The sequence below is a fragment of the Flavobacterium sp. AC105 genome (assembly GCF_979258495.1).
Window position 1 is genome coordinate 646,539 of sequence record NZ_OZ409860.1, and the last position, 16,725, is coordinate 663,263.

Here is a 16,725-nt window from a genome sequence, read left to right on the forward strand (position 1 = left end):
CTCATAAAATTTAACTTATTTTTATCTGTCGATTTAATGTTTTCACTTCATTAGTTTTTCAAAATAAATCGTAAGTTTACAACCCCTAATCATTTAATATTATTAACCCTATGTCAGAATTTTGGATTTATTTTCAAATAGGATTAAAGCATGTTTTAGACATTCACGCCTACGATCACGTTCTTTTTTTAATCGCATTAACAACACCTTATTTGTTTAAAGACTGGAAACGTATCTTACTTTTAGTTTCGGTTTTTACAATTGGTCATACTTTGGCTTTATTGCTTTCGGTTTACGGAATTATTGCAATAAAAGTAAATACAGTAGAATTTTTAATTCCGATAACCATATTAATAACAGCAATTTTTAATCTTTTTACTGCCGGAAAAGCAACTAAAAATGATGGATTAAATCTGGTGTTTTTTGTAACCTTGTTTTTTGGAATTATACACGGACTTGGATTCTCAAATTATTTTAAAACCATTTTAGGAGGATCACCTACTTCAAAATTACTACCTTTAGGAGAATTTGCTTTAGGGATCGAAGCGGCACAATTAGTTGTGGTTTTTGTGGTTTTAGTAATATCATATATAGTACAAACCGTATTTCGTTTTTCAAAACGCGATTGGGCACTTGTAATGTCGGCTTTTATTATTGGAGTAGTAGTTCCAATGATTATTGAAAGCCCAATTTGGCACAGATAAATTAAATGGAAATAAAAAAATTAAATAAATACGATAAAGCATATTTGCGAATTGCCACAGAATGGGGTTCACTCTCGTATTGCAAGCGCAAACAGGTTGGAGCCATTATCGTAAAAGACAGAATGATTATTTCTGATGGATACAACGGTACGCCATCCGGATTTGAAAATTGCTGCGAAGATGAAGACGGATTAACACGCTGGGATGTTCTGCATGCCGAAGCAAATGCGATACTGAAAGTTGCCAGATCAACACAATCCTGTGAAGGCGCAACTTTGTATATCACGCTTTCGCCTTGCAAAGAATGCAGCAAATTGATTCATCAATCCGGAATAAAAAGAGTGGTGTACCATAATGGATATCGCGACGATTCCGGGATTCAGTTTTTATTAAAAGCGGGTGTTGAGGTTGAACATATTCCTGTTTTAGAAGAATAAATGAAATTTAACTCAAAATATTTACCCATCGTTATAGGAGCTGTTTTTGCTCTTGGCACAGTCCTCGGAAGCGTGATAAATGCTCCCGTTGATGATCAGCTTTTGGCTAAAAATTACTCCAAAACCAAGCTGAATAAACTCATTGATTTTATCAATAACGAATATGTCGACAGCATCAATACAGATTCTATTGTAAACCTTACCGTCGATAATATTTTATCAAAATTAGATCCGCATTCCGTTTATATTCCGCCAAGCGAACAAGCAGAAGTGGCTGAAAGTATGAAAGGGGATTTCGTGGGAATCGGAATTAATTTTTATATGTATAAAGATTCTGTTGCGATTATAAAACCAATCGAAAACGGACCTTCGGCGAAAGCCGGAATAAAATCAGGCGACCGAATTTTATTTGCAGGAAAAACGAAATTATTTGGCAGAAGTTTGCCTTCAGACAGTTTATTTTCGAAATTAAAAGGAATAAAAGGTTCTGAAATTGAATTGACCGTTTTTAGAAAATCAGAACAAAAGAAACTTAAGTTTAAAGTAAAAAGAGATATTATCCCGATAAAAAGTGTTGACGCTTCTTTATTATTGGATAATAAAACAGGTTATATAAAAATCAACCGTTTTGCCGAAACTACTTTTAATGAATTCAAAACAGGTTTGGCAAGATTGCAAAAAAGCGGCATTCAATCGCTTGTTATCGATCTTCGTGATAATGGCGGAGGATATATGGAAGAAGCCATTGCAATTGCTGATGAATTCCTGAAAGACAAACAGTTAATTGTTTTTACCAAAAATAAAAATGGTACAACCGAAAAGACTTTTGCGACAAGTGCAGGAAGTTTTGAAACGGGAAAAGTATATGTTTTAATTAATGAAAACAGCGCTTCTGCAAGTGAAATTCTGGCTGGTGCACTTCAGGATAGCGATCGCGGAACTATTGTTGGACGTCGTTCTTTTGGAAAAGGACTGGTACAGCGCGAAATGGATTTTAACGACGGATCTGCCGTAAGATTAACCGTGGCGAGATATTATACCCCAACCGGAAGATCGATTCAGAAACCCTATAAAAAAGGAAACGAAGAATATTATAAAGAATCAGAATCTCGTGTAAAATCTGGTGAACTTTATGCTAAAGACAGTATAAAAGTGGCCGATTCGTTAAAGTTTAAAACTCCAAAAGGTAAAATTGTTTACGGCGGCGGCGGAATTGTTCCGGATATTTTTGTGCCAATTGAAGCCGAACACGGAAACGAAAATGTTGCTTATTTGCTTCAAACCGGAATTGTAGGTCATTTTGTTTTTGAAGAATTGGATAAAAACCGAAGTGCTTTTGCAGGACTTCATTTTAATGAGTTTTTGGCCAAAATGAAAAGTTCTGATGAATATTTTAAAAAGTTCAAAAGCTATATTTTAGTAACCGGCTTAGATTTAAAACTAGATAAAACCAAAGCTTTAGTCAATCGTTATATCGTAGCAGAATTTGCCCGACAATTGTATGGCGAATTGTATTATTATGATGTTATTTTGAAAGAAGACGCCATGATTAAAGCAATTTTGAATCCGAAAAAGTAATTCTTAAATTCTTATCAGATGGAAATAGAAGTAATTGTAAACGCTGAAATTGAATTGTTAACTGCAATAAAAAATGCTGATGTTTCGGCTTTGGAAAGTATTCTGCATGATGATTTGCTTTTTAATTTACCAGACGGTCAAACGATTACCAAAGAGTTTGATTTGAATTCGTATCGTTCCGGAAAAATGAAAATTGATGCTTTAGAAGCTTCGGATCAAATTATAAACATAATCGATGATACGGCTGTTGTAAGTGTTGTGGTTTCTCTTAAAGGAACTTACGACAATAATCCTCTTGCTGGTGCGTTTCGTTATATCAGGGTTTGGAAACAATTCGGCGAAAGCCTGAAAGTAATTGCCGGAAGCTGTGCGGCCCTCCAATAAATAATAATAATTTTTTAAAGTATTATGTAATAGATTACGCTTGAAACTAAGCGAACTTTACCATTTAAAATATAAATATGAAAAATCTAAAAAGAATAAGCGCGTTATTAATTTTAATGGCTTTTGTAATTTCCTGCACATCTATGAAAAACAATAGCAATAATACAATTACAGGAAAAGTAGATGCGATAGAATCAGGAAAGGACGGTTATACGGCTACAATTTCTACTGATGCAAAAGAAGTTTATTTAGCCACAATCAGTATTGTAAATGTTGGCGGTCCACAAAACTACAAACAATTGAAAATAGGCGATCAGGTTTCGTTAAAAGGAGAAATCTGGAAAACCGATGACGAAAAACATATGAAAGTACAAGAAATCGTTTCGGTTAAGTAAAAAATTAAACCATATAAATTATATAAGTATATAAGCGTTACGCTTGATTAAAGACTTATACAGCGAGCAAAGAAATTTTTGGTTTAAGTAAAAAGCAAACCATATAAGGTATATAAGTTCATTTAATTATGCGCAAAGCATTTACATGAACTTATATACCTTATATGGTTTAATAATTTTATAGTGAATTTTTATCGAATGCTATCGTGAGTGTGAGTTTGTACGCCGTTATTCCATAAAGTAAGAATATCTGTGGCAACAGCAGCGCCGCTTCCGGCAGCAATTGCCAGTTGGCTTCTCCAGCCGGCTAAAGTTCCAATAACATAAATACCGTCGGCAACTTTGTGATCTTCATTTTTAAGCTGAATACGTTGTTTTTCAGGTAATGCTTTTTTATGCGGTTCAATATATTGCATCAAACCTTCGATATCAAAAGTATCGGCAGAACCAATTCCGATAACGATACTTTTTGTTTGGTATGCATTTTTGTTTGTGATTACGGTAAATTCAGGAAATGTACCTTCAATTTTAATCACTTTTTCATTAGGAATCTGAGTGATATGCGGATAAGACATGGCTAAATCCTGCGTACTTTCTATAAGTAAATCAGAACCTAATTTACCTGGCGTAATGCCATAAGCATTGTAGAAAATTGCTTCTTGTAATGAAGAATTTTTTTGATGTGTAAAAATTCCGATTTTTTTATCGGTTACAAAAGCTTTGTTTTTGGCAGAACCTAAAACGAGGGCACAAGACATGCCCGAAACGCCTCCGCCAATAATTAAAACGTCAAACATATTATCTGCCATTCGTTTTTTCTTCAATTCTTTTTGAAATTCTAAAAATCAAAAGAATCAAAACGGCGCAAAATGAAGCTGCAATTCCAATAAAAGCAACTACACTATCTCCCTGAAAAGGATTTTTAAAGTCTAGCAACGTAATATTAAAAACAATTAAAGCTAATGCGAGAAGCACTAAGATTGAAGTGAAAATTTTCATAATGGTTGTTTGTTTCTAAAATAATAATCTAATGTTTGTTTGTAAAAATTACGGTCAAACGTTATAATTCAAATTTTATTGGGGGTAAATTTATAAAAATAAATGTTAGACGAACAAACCTTTAACATTAGCGGCAAATAATTTAACAGCAATTGCTAAAAGTATGACTCCAAATGTCTTGCGAACCACGCCAAGTCCGTTTTCTCCTAATAAATTTTCGATTTTTTTTGATGATTTCAAAACGATATAAACCAATATGATATTCAATAAAATCGCAATGATAATATTTATGGTATGAAATTGAGATCGAAGTGAAAGTAAAGTCGTCATAGTTCCCGCTCCCGCAATTAATGGAAATGCTAACGGAACGATAGAAGCTGATCCCGGTTCTTCGTCACGATAGATTCTGATTCCCAAAATCATCTCTAAGGCAAGAAAAAATAATACGAACGAACCTGCAACGGCAAATGAATGAACGTCAATACCAATAAGGTTCAATAATCCTTCTCCAACAAATAAAAACACAATCATAATCATTCCGGCAACAATAGAAGCTTTTTCAGATTCGATGTGTCCTACTTTTGCTCTTAAATTCACAATAATCGGAATAGAACCTACAATATCAATTACAGCAAAAAGCACCATTCCAACAGTAATTATTTCTTTAAAGTCGATTTCTAACATATTACTTTGATTTTAAGCGTTTAAAATTTTTTGCAAAGGTAGATCATAAAGGTAGGTGTTTTTTTGGTACGGTGTATTTTTGTTATAAAAACACGTTTATGTTGTTATAAAAACAATATTTGTAACAAAATGTAATTTGGATTACCAATTCTAAGGTCACTCAAAAGATTTTTTTTGGATCATGTAAAAATTTTTCACGCAGATTTGGCAGATTTGGGCAGATTTTGAATTTTACTGGCTAATTTGTTAATACAAAATGCTTTTAAGTTTGCGTTTTTAAATCTAAAATAAAATAATCCTTATATCATCTGCTTAAATCTGCTAAATCTGCGTGAAAGAAAAGAATAAAAATATATCTGTTTTCTTTGCTTATCTTTGCACTTTATAAATTTCAGTACTTTATTATCATGTTTCAATTAGGCAAAACCATTATTTCAGAGGATATTCTTGAAAAAGAATTTGTGTGCAACTTGTCAGCTTGTAAAGGGGCTTGCTGTGTTGACGGAGATGCCGGTGCGCCTTTAAGCGAAGCGGAGACCAAAATCATGGAAGAAATTTATCCAAAAGTGAAACCATTTTTACGTAAAGAAGGAATTGCGGCAATCGAAGCGCAAGGAACCTGGGTAAAAGGAACCGATGGCGATCTTGAAACACCATTAATAGACGAAAAAGATTGTGCCTACGTTATTTTTGATGGGAAAACGGCACTTTGCGGAATCGAGCAAGCATACAATCAAGGAATTATAGATTGGAAGAAACCGGTTTCTTGTCATTTATATCCAATTCGTGTAAAAGACTTTACGGAGTTCGCTGCGGTTAATTATGACAAGTGGGATATTTGCGATGATGCCTGTTCTTTAGGTAAGGAATTAGAAGTTCCGGTTTACAAATTTGTAAAAGAAGCCTTGATTCGCCGCTTTGGTGAAGATTGGTATTTGGAACTTGAAAAAGTAGCTCAGGAACTTAAAAATTCTTAAGAAAATAATTGTATAAAATACGTTTTTCAGAGGATGTATTTTAACTCTAAAAATAAAGTTTTAACTCTAAAAAAAACTTTTAAAAACAATTAAAAATTTCTTGCTTTTTATAATAAAAAGTCTATATTTTACAGCACCTAAGGCGGGTTTGGTGTTTTTAAATACCTCATTTACAACAATTTAAATATTGTCTGAAAAATATCTCATTTTAACAGCGTTGTTAAAAACTACGTCGAATTGTGAATAAGTTTGGCTTTCATTTTTAGCTATAAATGACAATCTTTGTAATCGTTCTGAATAAGAAAAAATTCAACACAAAAATTAAATAAAACAGCATGTCACAAGTGGAGCCAATATTACAAGAAAATAAGAATCGTTTCGTTATTTTTCCTATCAAACATCATGATATTTGGGAATGGTATAAGAAAATGGAGGCTAGTTTCTGGACTGCTGAAGAAATTGATTTACATCAGGATTTAACAGACTGGAATAATAAACTTAGTGACGACGAAAGATATTTCATTAAACACATTTTAGCATTCTTTGCTGCTTCTGACGGAATCGTAAATGAAAACCTTGCTGAAAACTTTGTAAACGAAGTTCAATACGCTGAAGCGAAGTTTTTCTATGGTTTCCAAATCATGATGGAAAACATTCATAGTGAAACGTATTCTTTATTAATTGACACTTACGTGAAAGATGAAGCGGAGAAAGCAGAATTATTCAATGCTTTGGAAGTTTTTCCTGCAATTAAGAAAAAAGCAGACTGGGCTTTAAAATGGATCGAGTCTGATTCGTTTGCTGAAAGACTAATTGCGTTTGCTGCTGTTGAAGGGATTTTCTTTTCAGGTGCTTTCTGTTCTATTTATTGGTTGAAAAAACGTGGATTAATGCCAGGTTTAACTTTCTCTAACGAGTTGATCTCTCGTGACGAAGGTGTACATTGTGACTTTGCAGTTCACCTGCACAATCATCACTTGATTAACAAAGTTCCAAAAGACAGAATTAAAGAAATCATTGTTGATGCCTTAGATATAGAAAGAGAGTTTGTTACAGAATCTCTTCCGGTAAGTTTAATTGGTATGAACGCTGTTTTAATGACGCAATATCTGGAATTTGTTGCAGATAGATTATTAGTAGAATTAGGTTGCGAGCGTGTATATGGATCAGCGAATCCGTTTGATTTCATGGACATGATTTCTCTTCAGGGAAAAACTAATTTCTTTGAAAAACGTGTTGCCGAGTATCAAAAATCAGGTGTGATGAATACCGATAGCGATGCTCAGAAAATTTCATTTGATGCAGATTTTTAGACAACAAAAATAGTTTAGTGTTTTACCCCAAATGAGCACGAACTAAGATTACAATTTTATAACAAAAACATTTTAGAATCTCGTTTCCCAAATCGCAGATTCAATAATTTTCAACGCTTTTTCGGTCTGATTTCAGATTGGAATAGGGCAGCTATTGAGAATGCTGTAATTCTCAAAAAATAAATTAAAAACACACAATGTTTAAGTCCCGGAATTCGTTTTCTAGTGACTTTCATTTTTTCAATAAACCAAAAAATAGTAAGCTTATGTATGTAGTAAAAAGAGATGGCCACAAAGAGCCCGTAATGTTTGATAAGATTACAGAAAGAATCAAAAAATTGTGTTACGGGTTAAATGAACTCGTAGATCCTGTTAAGGTAGCCATGAGAGTTATCGAAGGATTGTATGACGGAGTTTCTACATCTGAACTTGATAATCTTGCAGCAGAAACGGCGGCTTCTATGACTATTGCACATCCTGATTATGCGCAATTGGCAGCTCGACGTGGCGATTTCGAAACCTACACTCAAATACTAAAAAATCTTTCTCAGAAACGATGAAAGATATGTATAACTACGTAAATCCAAGAAACGGACAAGATGCGCCTTTACTTTCGGATGAAGTGTTTAAGGTAATTCAGGAAAACGCTGCTTTTCTTGATTCGCATATCATTTATACAAGAGATTTTAATTACGATTACTTCGGATTTAAAACTTTAGAGCGTTCGTATTTGCTGAAAATCAACGGAAAAATCGTCGAAAGACCACAACATATGTTGATGCGTGTTTCGGTTGGGATTCACTTAGACGATTTAAAATCTGTAATCGAAACTTATGACTTAATGTCTAAAAAGTTCTTTACGCATGCAACGCCAACGTTGTTCAATGCCGGAACTCCAAAACCTCAAATGTCTTCTTGTTTCCTTTTGGCCATGCAGGATGATAGTATTGATGGTATTTACGATACTTTGAAACAAACGGCTAAAATCTCGCAATCAGCGGGAGGAATTGGTCTTTCCATCCATAACGTTCGTGCAACAGGATCTTACATCCGCGGTACAAACGGAACTTCAAACGGAATCGTGCCAATGTTGAGAGTGTTCAACGATACGGCTCGTTATGTAGATCAGGGTGGTGGAAAACGTAAAGGAAGTTTTGCGATTTACATCGAAACCTGGCACGCTGATATCTTCGAATTTTTGGATTTAAAGAAAAATACAGGAAAAGAAGAAATGCGTGCAAGAGATTTATTCTTCGCGATGTGGACATCTGATTTATTCATGAAACGTGTTCAGGAAGATGCATCATGGACTTTAATGTGTCCTAACGAATGTCCGGGATTATACGATGTTTACGGAGAAGAATTCGAAGCAATGTACCTTGATTATGAATTTAGAGGAAAAGGTAGAAAAACCATTCGTGCGCGTGAATTATGGGAGAAAATCCTTGAATCACAAATCGAAACCGGAACACCTTATATGTTGTATAAAGATGCAGCAAACCGTAAATCAAACCACAAGAATTTAGGAACAATTCGTTCTTCAAACTTGTGTACTGAGATTATGGAGTACACATCTAAAGATGAAATTGCAGTTTGTAACCTGGCTTCTATTTCGTTGCCAATGTTTATTGAAAACGGAAAATTTGATCATGAAGCACTTTACAATGTTACAAAACGTGTTACTCGTAACTTAAACAAAGTAATCGACAGAAACTATTACCCTGTAAAAGAAGCAGAAAACTCAAACTTACGTCACCGTCCGGTTGGTTTAGGAGTACAAGGTTTAGCAGATGCTTTTATTATGTTGCGTTTGCCATTTACAAGCGACGAAGCTAAAACATTAAACCAGGAAATTTTCGAAACATTATACTTTGCAGCTGTAACCGCTTCTATGGAAATGGCAAAAGAAGAAGGACCATATTCTACATTTGAAGGATCTCCAATGTCTAAAGGAGAATTTCAATACAATATGTGGGGAATGAAAGATGAAGAATTATCTGGTCGTTGGGACTGGGCTTCATTAAGAAAAGAAGTAATGGAGCACGGAGTTCGTAATTCATTATTGGTTGCGCCAATGCCAACTGCTTCGACTTCACAAATTTTAGGAAACAACGAAGCTTTTGAGCCATATACATCAAACATTTACACACGTCGTGTATTGTCTGGAGAATTCATCGTAGTAAACAAACATTTGCTTCATGATTTAGTAGAAAGAGGTTTGTGGAATGAAACTTTGAAGCAAGAAATCATGCGTCATAACGGATCTGTTCAAAATATTGATGTGATTCCGCAAGACCTTAAAGAATTGTACAAAACAGTATGGGAAATGTCGATGAAAGATATTATCGATATGTCACGTCAAAGAGGTTATTTCATTGATCAATCTCAATCATTGAACTTGTTCATGCAAGATGCAAACTATTCTAAACTAACGTCAATGCACTTCTATGCTTGGCAATCAGGTTTAAAAACAGGAATGTATTACTTAAGAACAAAATCAGCCGTTGATGCGATTAAATTCACATTAAACAACGATAAAAAAGAAGAAACAGCGCCAGCTTTAGTTGCAGAAACTGAAGAGATCAATATTGAGGATTATAAAGCAATGCTTTTGAAAGCGCAAGCTGCAGGTCCTGAGGATTGTGAAATGTGTGGGAGTTAATTGTTATATTATATAGTTAGGTTTTTCTTTTAAATTATTAAGAGAAAAACCTGACTAATTTAAAATTTAGTTCTTTGAATTAATTTGGTTGACTTTAGATTGGCTCTTCAATCTTTCGTCAGGATTGCCCAAGAACACCTTTCCAAAGTGTTAGTTCGAACTTCATTCGTTGTTTGGCTATTCATTTCATTAAAGGGTTCTGTGTCTATCTCGTTTGATGCCACTGTGTATGACAGACAGAAACCTATGGAAACATTGGCACCAAGCTATTTATTTAGTGAGACGGACGGGCAGAATGCTGCAGTTTTAAAAAAGCATGCAAGATTTCGAAAAAAGTCATGTGTGTCAGAAAAAACCTTAATTTTGAAAACTATGGAAATACTATCGAATTCAGAACTGGGGAAAACCCAGCAAACCAAAAAAATGCAGTCTTTAACGTCCAGGAGTTTAAGCTTAGATTTCAATTTAAGTTAACGTTTGACTTTAGATTGGCTCTTCAATCTTTCGTCAGGATTGCCCAAGAACACCTTTCCAAAGTGTTAGTTCGAACTTCATTCGTTGTTTGGCTATTCATTTCATTAAAGGGTTCTGTGTCTATTTTGTGGAGTCTGTCATACTAACAAGCTGTTATTCTAAGGGTCTTTACAATCAATAAACAAGATGTCAAAAACATTATTAGAAAGAATATCTTCAATTGAATCTTTAAAAAAAGCCTGGGATAATTTAGATAAAACTAATAAATCTTCTCGCGGTATTTCGGGAGAAACAATAGAAGATTTTGAAAAAAACAAGGATGATAAAATTACTTCTATATCATCTCTTTTATTAAAAAACAGATACTTTTTTTCGCCGAATAGGGCTGTTTTAATTCCAAAAAATAATGGGAAATTTCGCCCATTACAAATTCCTGAAGTTTCAGATAGGGTTGTATTAAAATCTATTGCAATTGAACTTGAAGATGTATTTAAAAGTGTCATTGAAAAAAGCAATGGTTTTAGTTTTGCTTATCAAAAAGGACTTGGAACAAAAGATGCTATTTTTAAAATCATTGAACATTATAAAAATGGTTACATATATTCTCTAGAAGCAGATTTAATAAATTTTTTTGGTACGGTTAATAAGGAAGATTTGTTGAATAGCTTTATTTATCCAAAACTCCAAGATGATTCTATTAATAAATTATTAGAGAAAGCGTTAAATCAGGAATTAAAAGGTTTGGAAGATTTTGATGATGAAAAAAGATCCAATTTCAAAGATGTAGATAAGGGTATTCCACAAGGAAATCCTTTATCTCCATTATTTTCTAATATATTTCTTTCACCTTTTGATCAATTTCTTATTGAAAGAGATTATAAATTAGTCCGTTATGCAGATGATTTTGTAATTCTCTGTAAAACTAAGGAAGAATGTGAGAAAGCTTATGTAGATTGTTGTGAAATTTTAAAAGAATTAAAATTAGATATTCATAGTTTAGAAGAGGGAGAAAAAACTAAAATTCTAAAGATTGATGTGGATTATTTGACTTTTCTTTCAGTAACTTTTGATGGAATAGAAATCTATCCGTCTTTGGCTAATTTTGAAAGGTTAAAATCTAAAATTAGAGATGTTTGTAACGGCAAGATCAGTTATAACGTTTTTTCACTCTTAAAAAAAATAATTAATATTCATGATGGCTGGATATCTTCATTTATCTATGCCAATTTATATAAATATTCTGATGAGCTTGACTTTTATATCAATAGACAACTATTTTTAGTTTTAAATAAATATGGATGGAAGCTCACTAAAGCAAGTTTAGAGGAGTTGCCGAAGAAGTATAGACATAAAAATGAGAGTAAAGATTGTTTGTCAAAGGAACAAAGATTAAACTCAGGAATTCCTTTTTCTTCTAAATTAATAAGGGAAAAATCGAAAAGTTATAAGGAAAATTTAGAAAACAAAAAATAGAATTTTATCTATAATTCATTGCAATATCCCCAGAAAATCCCCGTTTTAATTAGTACCAAAGATTTTAAAACTCAGCACCTTAGCATCTAAGAACCTCAGACCCTTTCTTAAATTAAACCTTTAAGAGAAAGTCGAGTCTTATTGCTAAACAAATTCCTGCGTTATGAAAAAAAGCAATGTTTGGTCGTTACGATTGGGTTTTTCAGGTAAAGAAGCCGATAAAATCGAAAAACTGGGATTAGAAAAATTTCTAAAACATTCCTATAAATCTACGTTTGACAAACAACTTCCTGCTTTTTTAGAAGACGATCCCAAAACACTTTCTGAGCTTAAAGAATTTCGCGAATCCATAAAAAATGCTGATTCAGAAGCTAAAAAGAAGATTCTGAAAAAAGAAATCTATTCAGGCCTTGACTTAAGAAAGTGGTGGGTAGATAAAATGCGGAACGACGAATTTCCGTTACGTGAGAATATGGTTTGTTTTTGGCACAATCACTTCGTTTCGACTTCCCAAAAAGTAAAAGTCAATTATTGGATTTATCAGCACAACATGATTTTGCGCGAAAATGCTTTTGGTAATTTCAAGGAATTAACCAGGCAAATTGTGAAGTCGAATGCAATGGTAAAATACTTGGACAATGTTGACAATAAAAAAGACAAATACAACGAAAACTTAAGTCGTGAGTTGCTGGAATTATTCACGATCGGGATTGGGAATTACTCTGAAAGTGATATCAAAAACGGCGCAAGAGCTTTGGCAGGATTAAATTACGGAAATGACGGCGCAGTTTGTAGAAAAAACATTGAAGATAATAGCGATAAAACGTATTTCGGCAAAACCGGAAACTGGAAAGCAGATGATCTGATTGATATTATTTTCGAACAAAAGAACATTCCGTATTTAATAACCCGAAAAATTCTGGAATGGTTTATTTATGATAATCCGTCAGAAGATTTAGTGACCTATTATGGAGATTATTTTAGAAAAGTAAAGTTTGAAATAGAGCCCTTGTTAACAAAGATTTTCATGGAAGAATATGCCAAAGAGAATTCAGGAACAAAAATCAAAGATCCGCTCGTTTATATTTTGCAGTTAATAGAAGAATTAGAAATCAAGGATTTTGATAGCGGTTTAATCGTGTTATTTCTTAGGCAGCAAGGAATGGATTTGTACAATCAGGTAAATGTAAAAGGCTGGGACGGCGGAAATTCATGGTTGACTTCGCAGATCTATTTACAACGCAACAATACATCAGATTTGCTTTGCAGCGGAAGAAGGATCACCAGAAAAATTCTTAATTCAATAGGTGATGGTGGTGAAAAACCAAAAGTAGAGTTTGAAAAAATAGATGTAAAAATTGATTTCGATTCTAACGGAAACAACAAAACGGTAATTGCGGAATTGTCTAACCGATTATTATTCAAAATAAATGACTCAATGCAAAAAGACATGGAGAATTTACTGAAATATGATTTTGACCCAAAAGAGGAACATGCCAATTTCGCAGTAATAAGGCTCTTTAACTACATTACAAAACTACCCGAATATCAATTAATTTAGAAAGCTACAGCTATGAACAGAAGGAATTTTCTAACGCTTACAGGAACTTTTACAGGCGGAATGCTGGTGCTTCCTGATTTTTTACATGCTTTTGGTTCGCAAAATAATTTGGTAATCGGTGATCAGTGTGTTGTGTTTATACAATTAAACGGCGGAAACGACGGATTGAATACTTTTATTCCGTACGATAATCCGTTATATTATGATTTGAGAACTAAAATAGCTTTGAGTAAAGATGCCGTTATTGGGAAAAACAAAGGAATGGCATTTCATCCGTCATTAAAAGATTTTGCTCAAATGCAGCAAAACGGAGATTTAACCGTAATTCAGAATGTGGGATATCCCGAACCTATTCGGTCACATTTTCGAAGCCAGGAAATTTGGCAAACCGCAACAGATTCTAATAAGTATATCAATGAAGGTTGGCTGGGAAGATATTTAGATTTGCAATGCAACGGACATCAGGCAACGGCAGGAATTAACTTAGATTCTATCGATAATCTGGCTTTAAAAGGATTGGAACCTAATTTTATCACCGTAAAAGACCCAAATCGGTTTAAGGTAAAATCAGATAAAGAAGAAAATGTAACCTTATCAGATAATCCACAATTGGATTTTGTTCGAAAAATTGCCAATTCGGTTACAGAAGTATCTGATGAAATTCAGAAAGCTTTGGCAAAATCAAAATCAGAAATCAGTTATCCTAAAACAGAATTGTCTAAAAATCTGGAGTGGATTGGCCGATTGATCAAAGGAAATTTGAATTCGAAAGTATATTATACATCTCTTGGCGGATTTGATACTCATGATAATCAACTTGCGATTCACGAAAAGAGATTAACAGATTTGAATGACGCCCTGTATAGTTTTTATCAGGATTTAAAACAGGTTCAACTGCTTCAAAATGTAACGGTTGTTGTTTTTTCTGAATTTGGAAGACGTGTTAAAGACAACGGAAACGGGACAGATCACGGAACTGCAGCGCCAATGTTTATTATTGGAGGAAATAATAAAGGAACCATTTTAGGGAATAATCCAAACTTAGCTGATTTAGATAATGGTGATTTAAAATATGAAATTGATTTCAGAAGTGTGTATGCTTCTTTGTTACAGCAAAAAATGAATTTCGATTATTCTAAAATTGGAATAAAGAATCAGCCGGTCTCTGGATTGTTTTAAGAATTGAGAAATAGCCACGAATTCACGAATTATACTGTACATAAAACTAAAATTCGTGAATTCGTGGCGAAAAAAATGCGCGTTTTTATTAAACCCAATGCATCGTAATTTTGATTAAATTTGTAACATTGATAATATAGTAATACTGAAAATATGGAAATCAAAAATTTATCTAAATATAGTAATGCTGAAAAAATTATTTTGGCTGAACAACTATGGGATAGTGTTTCTAAAGAGAATTTAGAAGTTTCTGAGAATGTGAAGAGAGAATTAGATATTCGTATTCAAAATTTAGAAGAGGGGAAAACGGAACTATATACTTGGGATGAGGTTAAGGCTCATTTAAGATCGATTAGATAATGCATAGAATTAGGTTTGTTAAAGAAGCGTTATTTGATGTTGAAGATGTTGTTCTCTGGTACGAAGAGCAAAGAATAGGGCTTTCTTATGATTTTGAGCTTTGTCTGGAAGCGGGGCTTGATGAAATTTCAAGAAATCCGGATGCTTTTCAAAAGAAATATAAAAATATTAAAATTAGGTTTATTTCAAGATTTCCTTATGGGATTCATTATCGATTTGGGAAAGATGAAATTGTTGTTATAGGCGTATTCCATACCTCTCGTTCTCCTAAAAATTGGTCAAAGAGATTGAACTTATAAATAAAATCTTAGCATCTCAGCAACTCAAAACCTTAGCATCTTAGAAAAACCCAATTGTAAATATCTCATTTTAAGCCGATATTTTTATATAATCATACAAAACATCATAAATTTGTTAAGAAATCCCTTTTTGTTTCATAAAATGCAATATTTTTTTTGGTGCAGTAAAAATAATTTATACATTCGCAAAGAATTTATTGAAAAACACAAACGAAATGTCAACTAACCGTTTTTATTTTAGCAACTCTTTTTATTTCTTCTTTAGTAGAAGTAAGGATTGTGCTATGGTTATTTGAGAAAATTAAAAAGACAAATAAAACTAATATACAATCCTGATGAAAATCAGGATTTTTTTTTGAATATATGACAACTAAAATTGCAATACAAGGTATAAAAGGTTCGTTTCATCATCAGGTTGTGAAAGAGTATTTCTCTGAAAATGTGGAAATTGATGAATGTTTGTCTTTTGAAGAATTAATTGACAGTCTGCTTTCAGGAAAATCAGATCAGGCAGTTATGGCGATTGAAAATTCGATTGCAGGGCCAATTATTCCGAATTATGCTTTGATTGACAAGAATAATTTGCACATTATTGGAGAGCATTATTTAAATATTAGTCAAAATTTAATGACTTTAAAAGGTCAGAAAATTGAAGACATAAAAGAAGTTCATTCACACCCAATGGCGATTTTGCAATGTATGGATTTCTTAAAACAATATCCAAACATTAAATTAGTTGAAGATAAAGATACAGCTGAAACCGCCAGAAGAATTCAGGAAAAACAGTTAACCGGAATCGCTGCAATTGCAAGTAAAACGGCTTCTGAAATGTATGATTTAGACATCATCGCTCCGGAAATTCAAACGATCAAAAACAATATGACTCGTTTTGTAATCATCAAAAAGCAGAATTCATTTTTACCGGAGAGCGAAATCAACAGAGCATCCATCAAATTTGAATTAGATCATAAAAGAGGAAGTTTAGCAGCAGTTCTAAATGTAATGAGCGATTGCAAATTGAATTTAACGAAAATTCAGTCGCTTCCAAAAATTGAAACGCCTTGGAAATATTCTTTTTTCGTAGATGTGACGTTTGAGAAATATGAAGATTTTGCAAAAGCAAAATCCGTACTAAATATAATGGCAGAATATTTTAAAGTGTTGGGAGAATATAAAAATACAAAACCTTTGAGTCAGTCTTAAAGTTTGAAAGTCGAAAGTTAAAAATAAAAGCCTAAAGCTTACA

General features: G+C 33.2%; 16 protein-coding genes and 1 pseudogene. 14 read left to right on the top strand and 3 right to left on the bottom strand.

Translation table 11 applies throughout. The features are described from left to right. The first annotated feature begins 110 nt into the window (after positions 1 to 110). The 5 genes from ACZ0AH_RS02680 to ACZ0AH_RS02700 all read left to right on the top strand — a co-directional run bounded on the left by ACZ0AH_RS02680 (position 111) and on the right by ACZ0AH_RS02700 (position 3,498). Positions 111 to 704, top strand: coding sequence for a HupE/UreJ family protein (locus ACZ0AH_RS02680; RefSeq protein WP_463474353.1), 594 nt, complete (start codon positions 111 to 113; stop codon positions 702 to 704). Between the two features lie 5 nt (positions 705 to 709). Beyond that, on the top strand, positions 710 to 1,141 hold the full coding sequence (locus ACZ0AH_RS02685; protein WP_463474354.1) for a deoxycytidylate deaminase: 432 nt from the start codon (positions 710 to 712) through the stop codon (positions 1,139 to 1,141). Continuing rightward, positions 1,142 to 2,719, top strand: a complete 1,578-nt coding sequence (locus tag ACZ0AH_RS02690; RefSeq protein WP_463474355.1) for a S41 family peptidase — start codon at positions 1,142 to 1,144, stop codon at positions 2,717 to 2,719. It abuts the gene before it with no gap. Positions 2,720 to 2,737: 18 nt separating this feature from the next. Continuing rightward, complete coding sequence (locus tag ACZ0AH_RS02695; RefSeq protein ID WP_463474356.1) at positions 2,738 to 3,103, top strand: nuclear transport factor 2 family protein; 366 nt, start codon at positions 2,738 to 2,740, stop codon at positions 3,101 to 3,103. A 77-nt stretch (positions 3,104 to 3,180) separates the two neighbouring features. Continuing rightward, entirely contained in the window at positions 3,181 to 3,498 is a 318-nt protein-coding gene (locus ACZ0AH_RS02700; protein ID WP_463474357.1) for a hypothetical protein, read from the top strand. A 191-nt stretch (positions 3,499 to 3,689) separates the two neighbouring features. Here ACZ0AH_RS02700 and ACZ0AH_RS02705 read toward each other — a convergent pair whose 3' ends face one another. From ACZ0AH_RS02705 to ACZ0AH_RS02715, 3 genes are all read right to left on the bottom strand, one after another. Next, complete coding sequence (locus ACZ0AH_RS02705) at positions 3,690 to 4,295, bottom strand: FAD-dependent oxidoreductase (protein ID WP_463478083.1); 606 nt, start codon at positions 4,293 to 4,295, stop codon at positions 3,690 to 3,692. 1 nt (position 4,296) lies between these two features. Next, complete coding sequence (locus tag ACZ0AH_RS02710) at positions 4,297 to 4,497, bottom strand: hypothetical protein (protein WP_017496183.1); 201 nt, start codon at positions 4,495 to 4,497, stop codon at positions 4,297 to 4,299. Between the two features lie 105 nt (positions 4,498 to 4,602). Next, positions 4,603 to 5,181, bottom strand: a complete 579-nt coding sequence (locus ACZ0AH_RS02715) for a MarC family protein (protein WP_026983494.1) — start codon at positions 5,179 to 5,181, stop codon at positions 4,603 to 4,605. A gap of 407 nt (positions 5,182 to 5,588) precedes the next feature. Here ACZ0AH_RS02715 and ACZ0AH_RS02720 point away from each other — a divergent pair, with 407 nt between their 5' ends. The 9 genes and pseudogenes from ACZ0AH_RS02720 to ACZ0AH_RS02760 all read left to right on the top strand — a co-directional run bounded on the left by ACZ0AH_RS02720 (position 5,589) and on the right by ACZ0AH_RS02760 (position 16,682). Further along, entirely contained in the window at positions 5,589 to 6,158 is a 570-nt protein-coding gene (locus tag ACZ0AH_RS02720) for a DUF3109 family protein (protein ID WP_209564104.1), read from the top strand. Between the two features lie 335 nt (positions 6,159 to 6,493). Further along, positions 6,494 to 7,471 (top strand): ribonucleotide-diphosphate reductase subunit beta, encoded by a 978-nt coding sequence (locus ACZ0AH_RS02725; RefSeq protein WP_089353179.1) that lies wholly within the window; start codon positions 6,494 to 6,496, stop codon positions 7,469 to 7,471. A gap of 266 nt (positions 7,472 to 7,737) precedes the next feature. Continuing rightward, positions 7,738 to 10,133 (top strand): annotated as a pseudogene (locus ACZ0AH_RS02730) (ribonucleoside-diphosphate reductase subunit alpha). Between the two features lie 660 nt (positions 10,134 to 10,793). Further along, complete coding sequence (locus ACZ0AH_RS02735) at positions 10,794 to 12,080, top strand: reverse transcriptase domain-containing protein (RefSeq protein WP_463474358.1); 1,287 nt, start codon at positions 10,794 to 10,796, stop codon at positions 12,078 to 12,080. A 163-nt stretch (positions 12,081 to 12,243) separates the two neighbouring features. After that, a complete protein-coding gene (locus tag ACZ0AH_RS02740) occupies positions 12,244 to 13,641 on the top strand; it encodes a DUF1800 domain-containing protein (protein WP_463474359.1) in 1,398 nt (465 codons plus the stop codon). A gap of 12 nt (positions 13,642 to 13,653) precedes the next feature. Continuing rightward, positions 13,654 to 14,820, top strand: a complete 1,167-nt coding sequence (locus ACZ0AH_RS02745; protein WP_463474360.1) for a DUF1501 domain-containing protein — start codon at positions 13,654 to 13,656, stop codon at positions 14,818 to 14,820. Positions 14,821 to 14,973: 153 nt separating this feature from the next. Then, a complete protein-coding gene (locus ACZ0AH_RS02750) occupies positions 14,974 to 15,180 on the top strand; it encodes an addiction module protein (protein WP_463474361.1) in 207 nt (68 codons plus the stop codon). Beyond that, positions 15,180 to 15,479 carry a type II toxin-antitoxin system RelE/ParE family toxin gene (locus ACZ0AH_RS02755; RefSeq protein WP_463474362.1) on the top strand — a complete coding sequence of 100 codons (300 nt, stop codon included), beginning with the start codon at positions 15,180 to 15,182 and terminating at the stop codon, positions 15,477 to 15,479. The genes ACZ0AH_RS02750 and ACZ0AH_RS02755 overlap by 1 nt, the downstream gene beginning before the upstream one ends. Before the next feature lie 363 nt (positions 15,480 to 15,842). Continuing rightward, positions 15,843 to 16,682 (top strand): prephenate dehydratase, encoded by an 840-nt coding sequence (locus tag ACZ0AH_RS02760; protein ID WP_463474363.1) that lies wholly within the window; start codon positions 15,843 to 15,845, stop codon positions 16,680 to 16,682. The last annotated feature ends 43 nt before the right edge of the window (positions 16,683 to 16,725 follow it).

What these genes read in the sequence shown, in the direction of transcription:
- ACZ0AH_RS02715 (WP_026983494.1), bottom strand. Translation starts at nt 5,181, where the DNA reads ATGTTAGAAATCGACTTTAAAGAAATAATTACTGTTGGAATGGTGCTT.
- ACZ0AH_RS02705 (WP_463478083.1), bottom strand. Translation starts at nt 4,295, where the DNA reads ATGTTTGACGTTTTAATTATTGGCGGAGGCGTTTCGGGCATGTCTTGT.
- ACZ0AH_RS02680 (WP_463474353.1), top strand. Translation starts at nt 111, where the DNA reads ATGTCAGAATTTTGGATTTATTTTCAAATAGGATTAAAGCATGTTTTA.
- ACZ0AH_RS02710 (WP_017496183.1), bottom strand. Translation starts at nt 4,497, where the DNA reads ATGAAAATTTTCACTTCAATCTTAGTGCTTCTCGCATTAGCTTTAATT.
- ACZ0AH_RS02720 (WP_209564104.1), top strand. Translation starts at nt 5,589, where the DNA reads ATGTTTCAATTAGGCAAAACCATTATTTCAGAGGATATTCTTGAAAAA.
- ACZ0AH_RS02695 (WP_463474356.1), top strand. Translation starts at nt 2,738, where the DNA reads ATGGAAATAGAAGTAATTGTAAACGCTGAAATTGAATTGTTAACTGCA.
- ACZ0AH_RS02685 (WP_463474354.1), top strand. Translation starts at nt 710, where the DNA reads ATGGAAATAAAAAAATTAAATAAATACGATAAAGCATATTTGCGAATT.
- ACZ0AH_RS02700 (WP_463474357.1), top strand. Translation starts at nt 3,181, where the DNA reads ATGAAAAATCTAAAAAGAATAAGCGCGTTATTAATTTTAATGGCTTTT.
- ACZ0AH_RS02760 (WP_463474363.1), top strand. Translation starts at nt 15,843, where the DNA reads ATGACAACTAAAATTGCAATACAAGGTATAAAAGGTTCGTTTCATCAT.
- ACZ0AH_RS02735 (WP_463474358.1), top strand. Translation starts at nt 10,794, where the DNA reads ATGTCAAAAACATTATTAGAAAGAATATCTTCAATTGAATCTTTAAAA.
- ACZ0AH_RS02740 (WP_463474359.1), top strand. Translation starts at nt 12,244, where the DNA reads ATGAAAAAAAGCAATGTTTGGTCGTTACGATTGGGTTTTTCAGGTAAA.
- ACZ0AH_RS02755 (WP_463474362.1), top strand. Translation starts at nt 15,180, where the DNA reads ATGCATAGAATTAGGTTTGTTAAAGAAGCGTTATTTGATGTTGAAGAT.
- ACZ0AH_RS02750 (WP_463474361.1), top strand. Translation starts at nt 14,974, where the DNA reads ATGGAAATCAAAAATTTATCTAAATATAGTAATGCTGAAAAAATTATT.
- ACZ0AH_RS02745 (WP_463474360.1), top strand. Translation starts at nt 13,654, where the DNA reads ATGAACAGAAGGAATTTTCTAACGCTTACAGGAACTTTTACAGGCGGA.
- ACZ0AH_RS02725 (WP_089353179.1), top strand. Translation starts at nt 6,494, where the DNA reads ATGTCACAAGTGGAGCCAATATTACAAGAAAATAAGAATCGTTTCGTT.
- ACZ0AH_RS02690 (WP_463474355.1), top strand. Translation starts at nt 1,142, where the DNA reads ATGAAATTTAACTCAAAATATTTACCCATCGTTATAGGAGCTGTTTTT.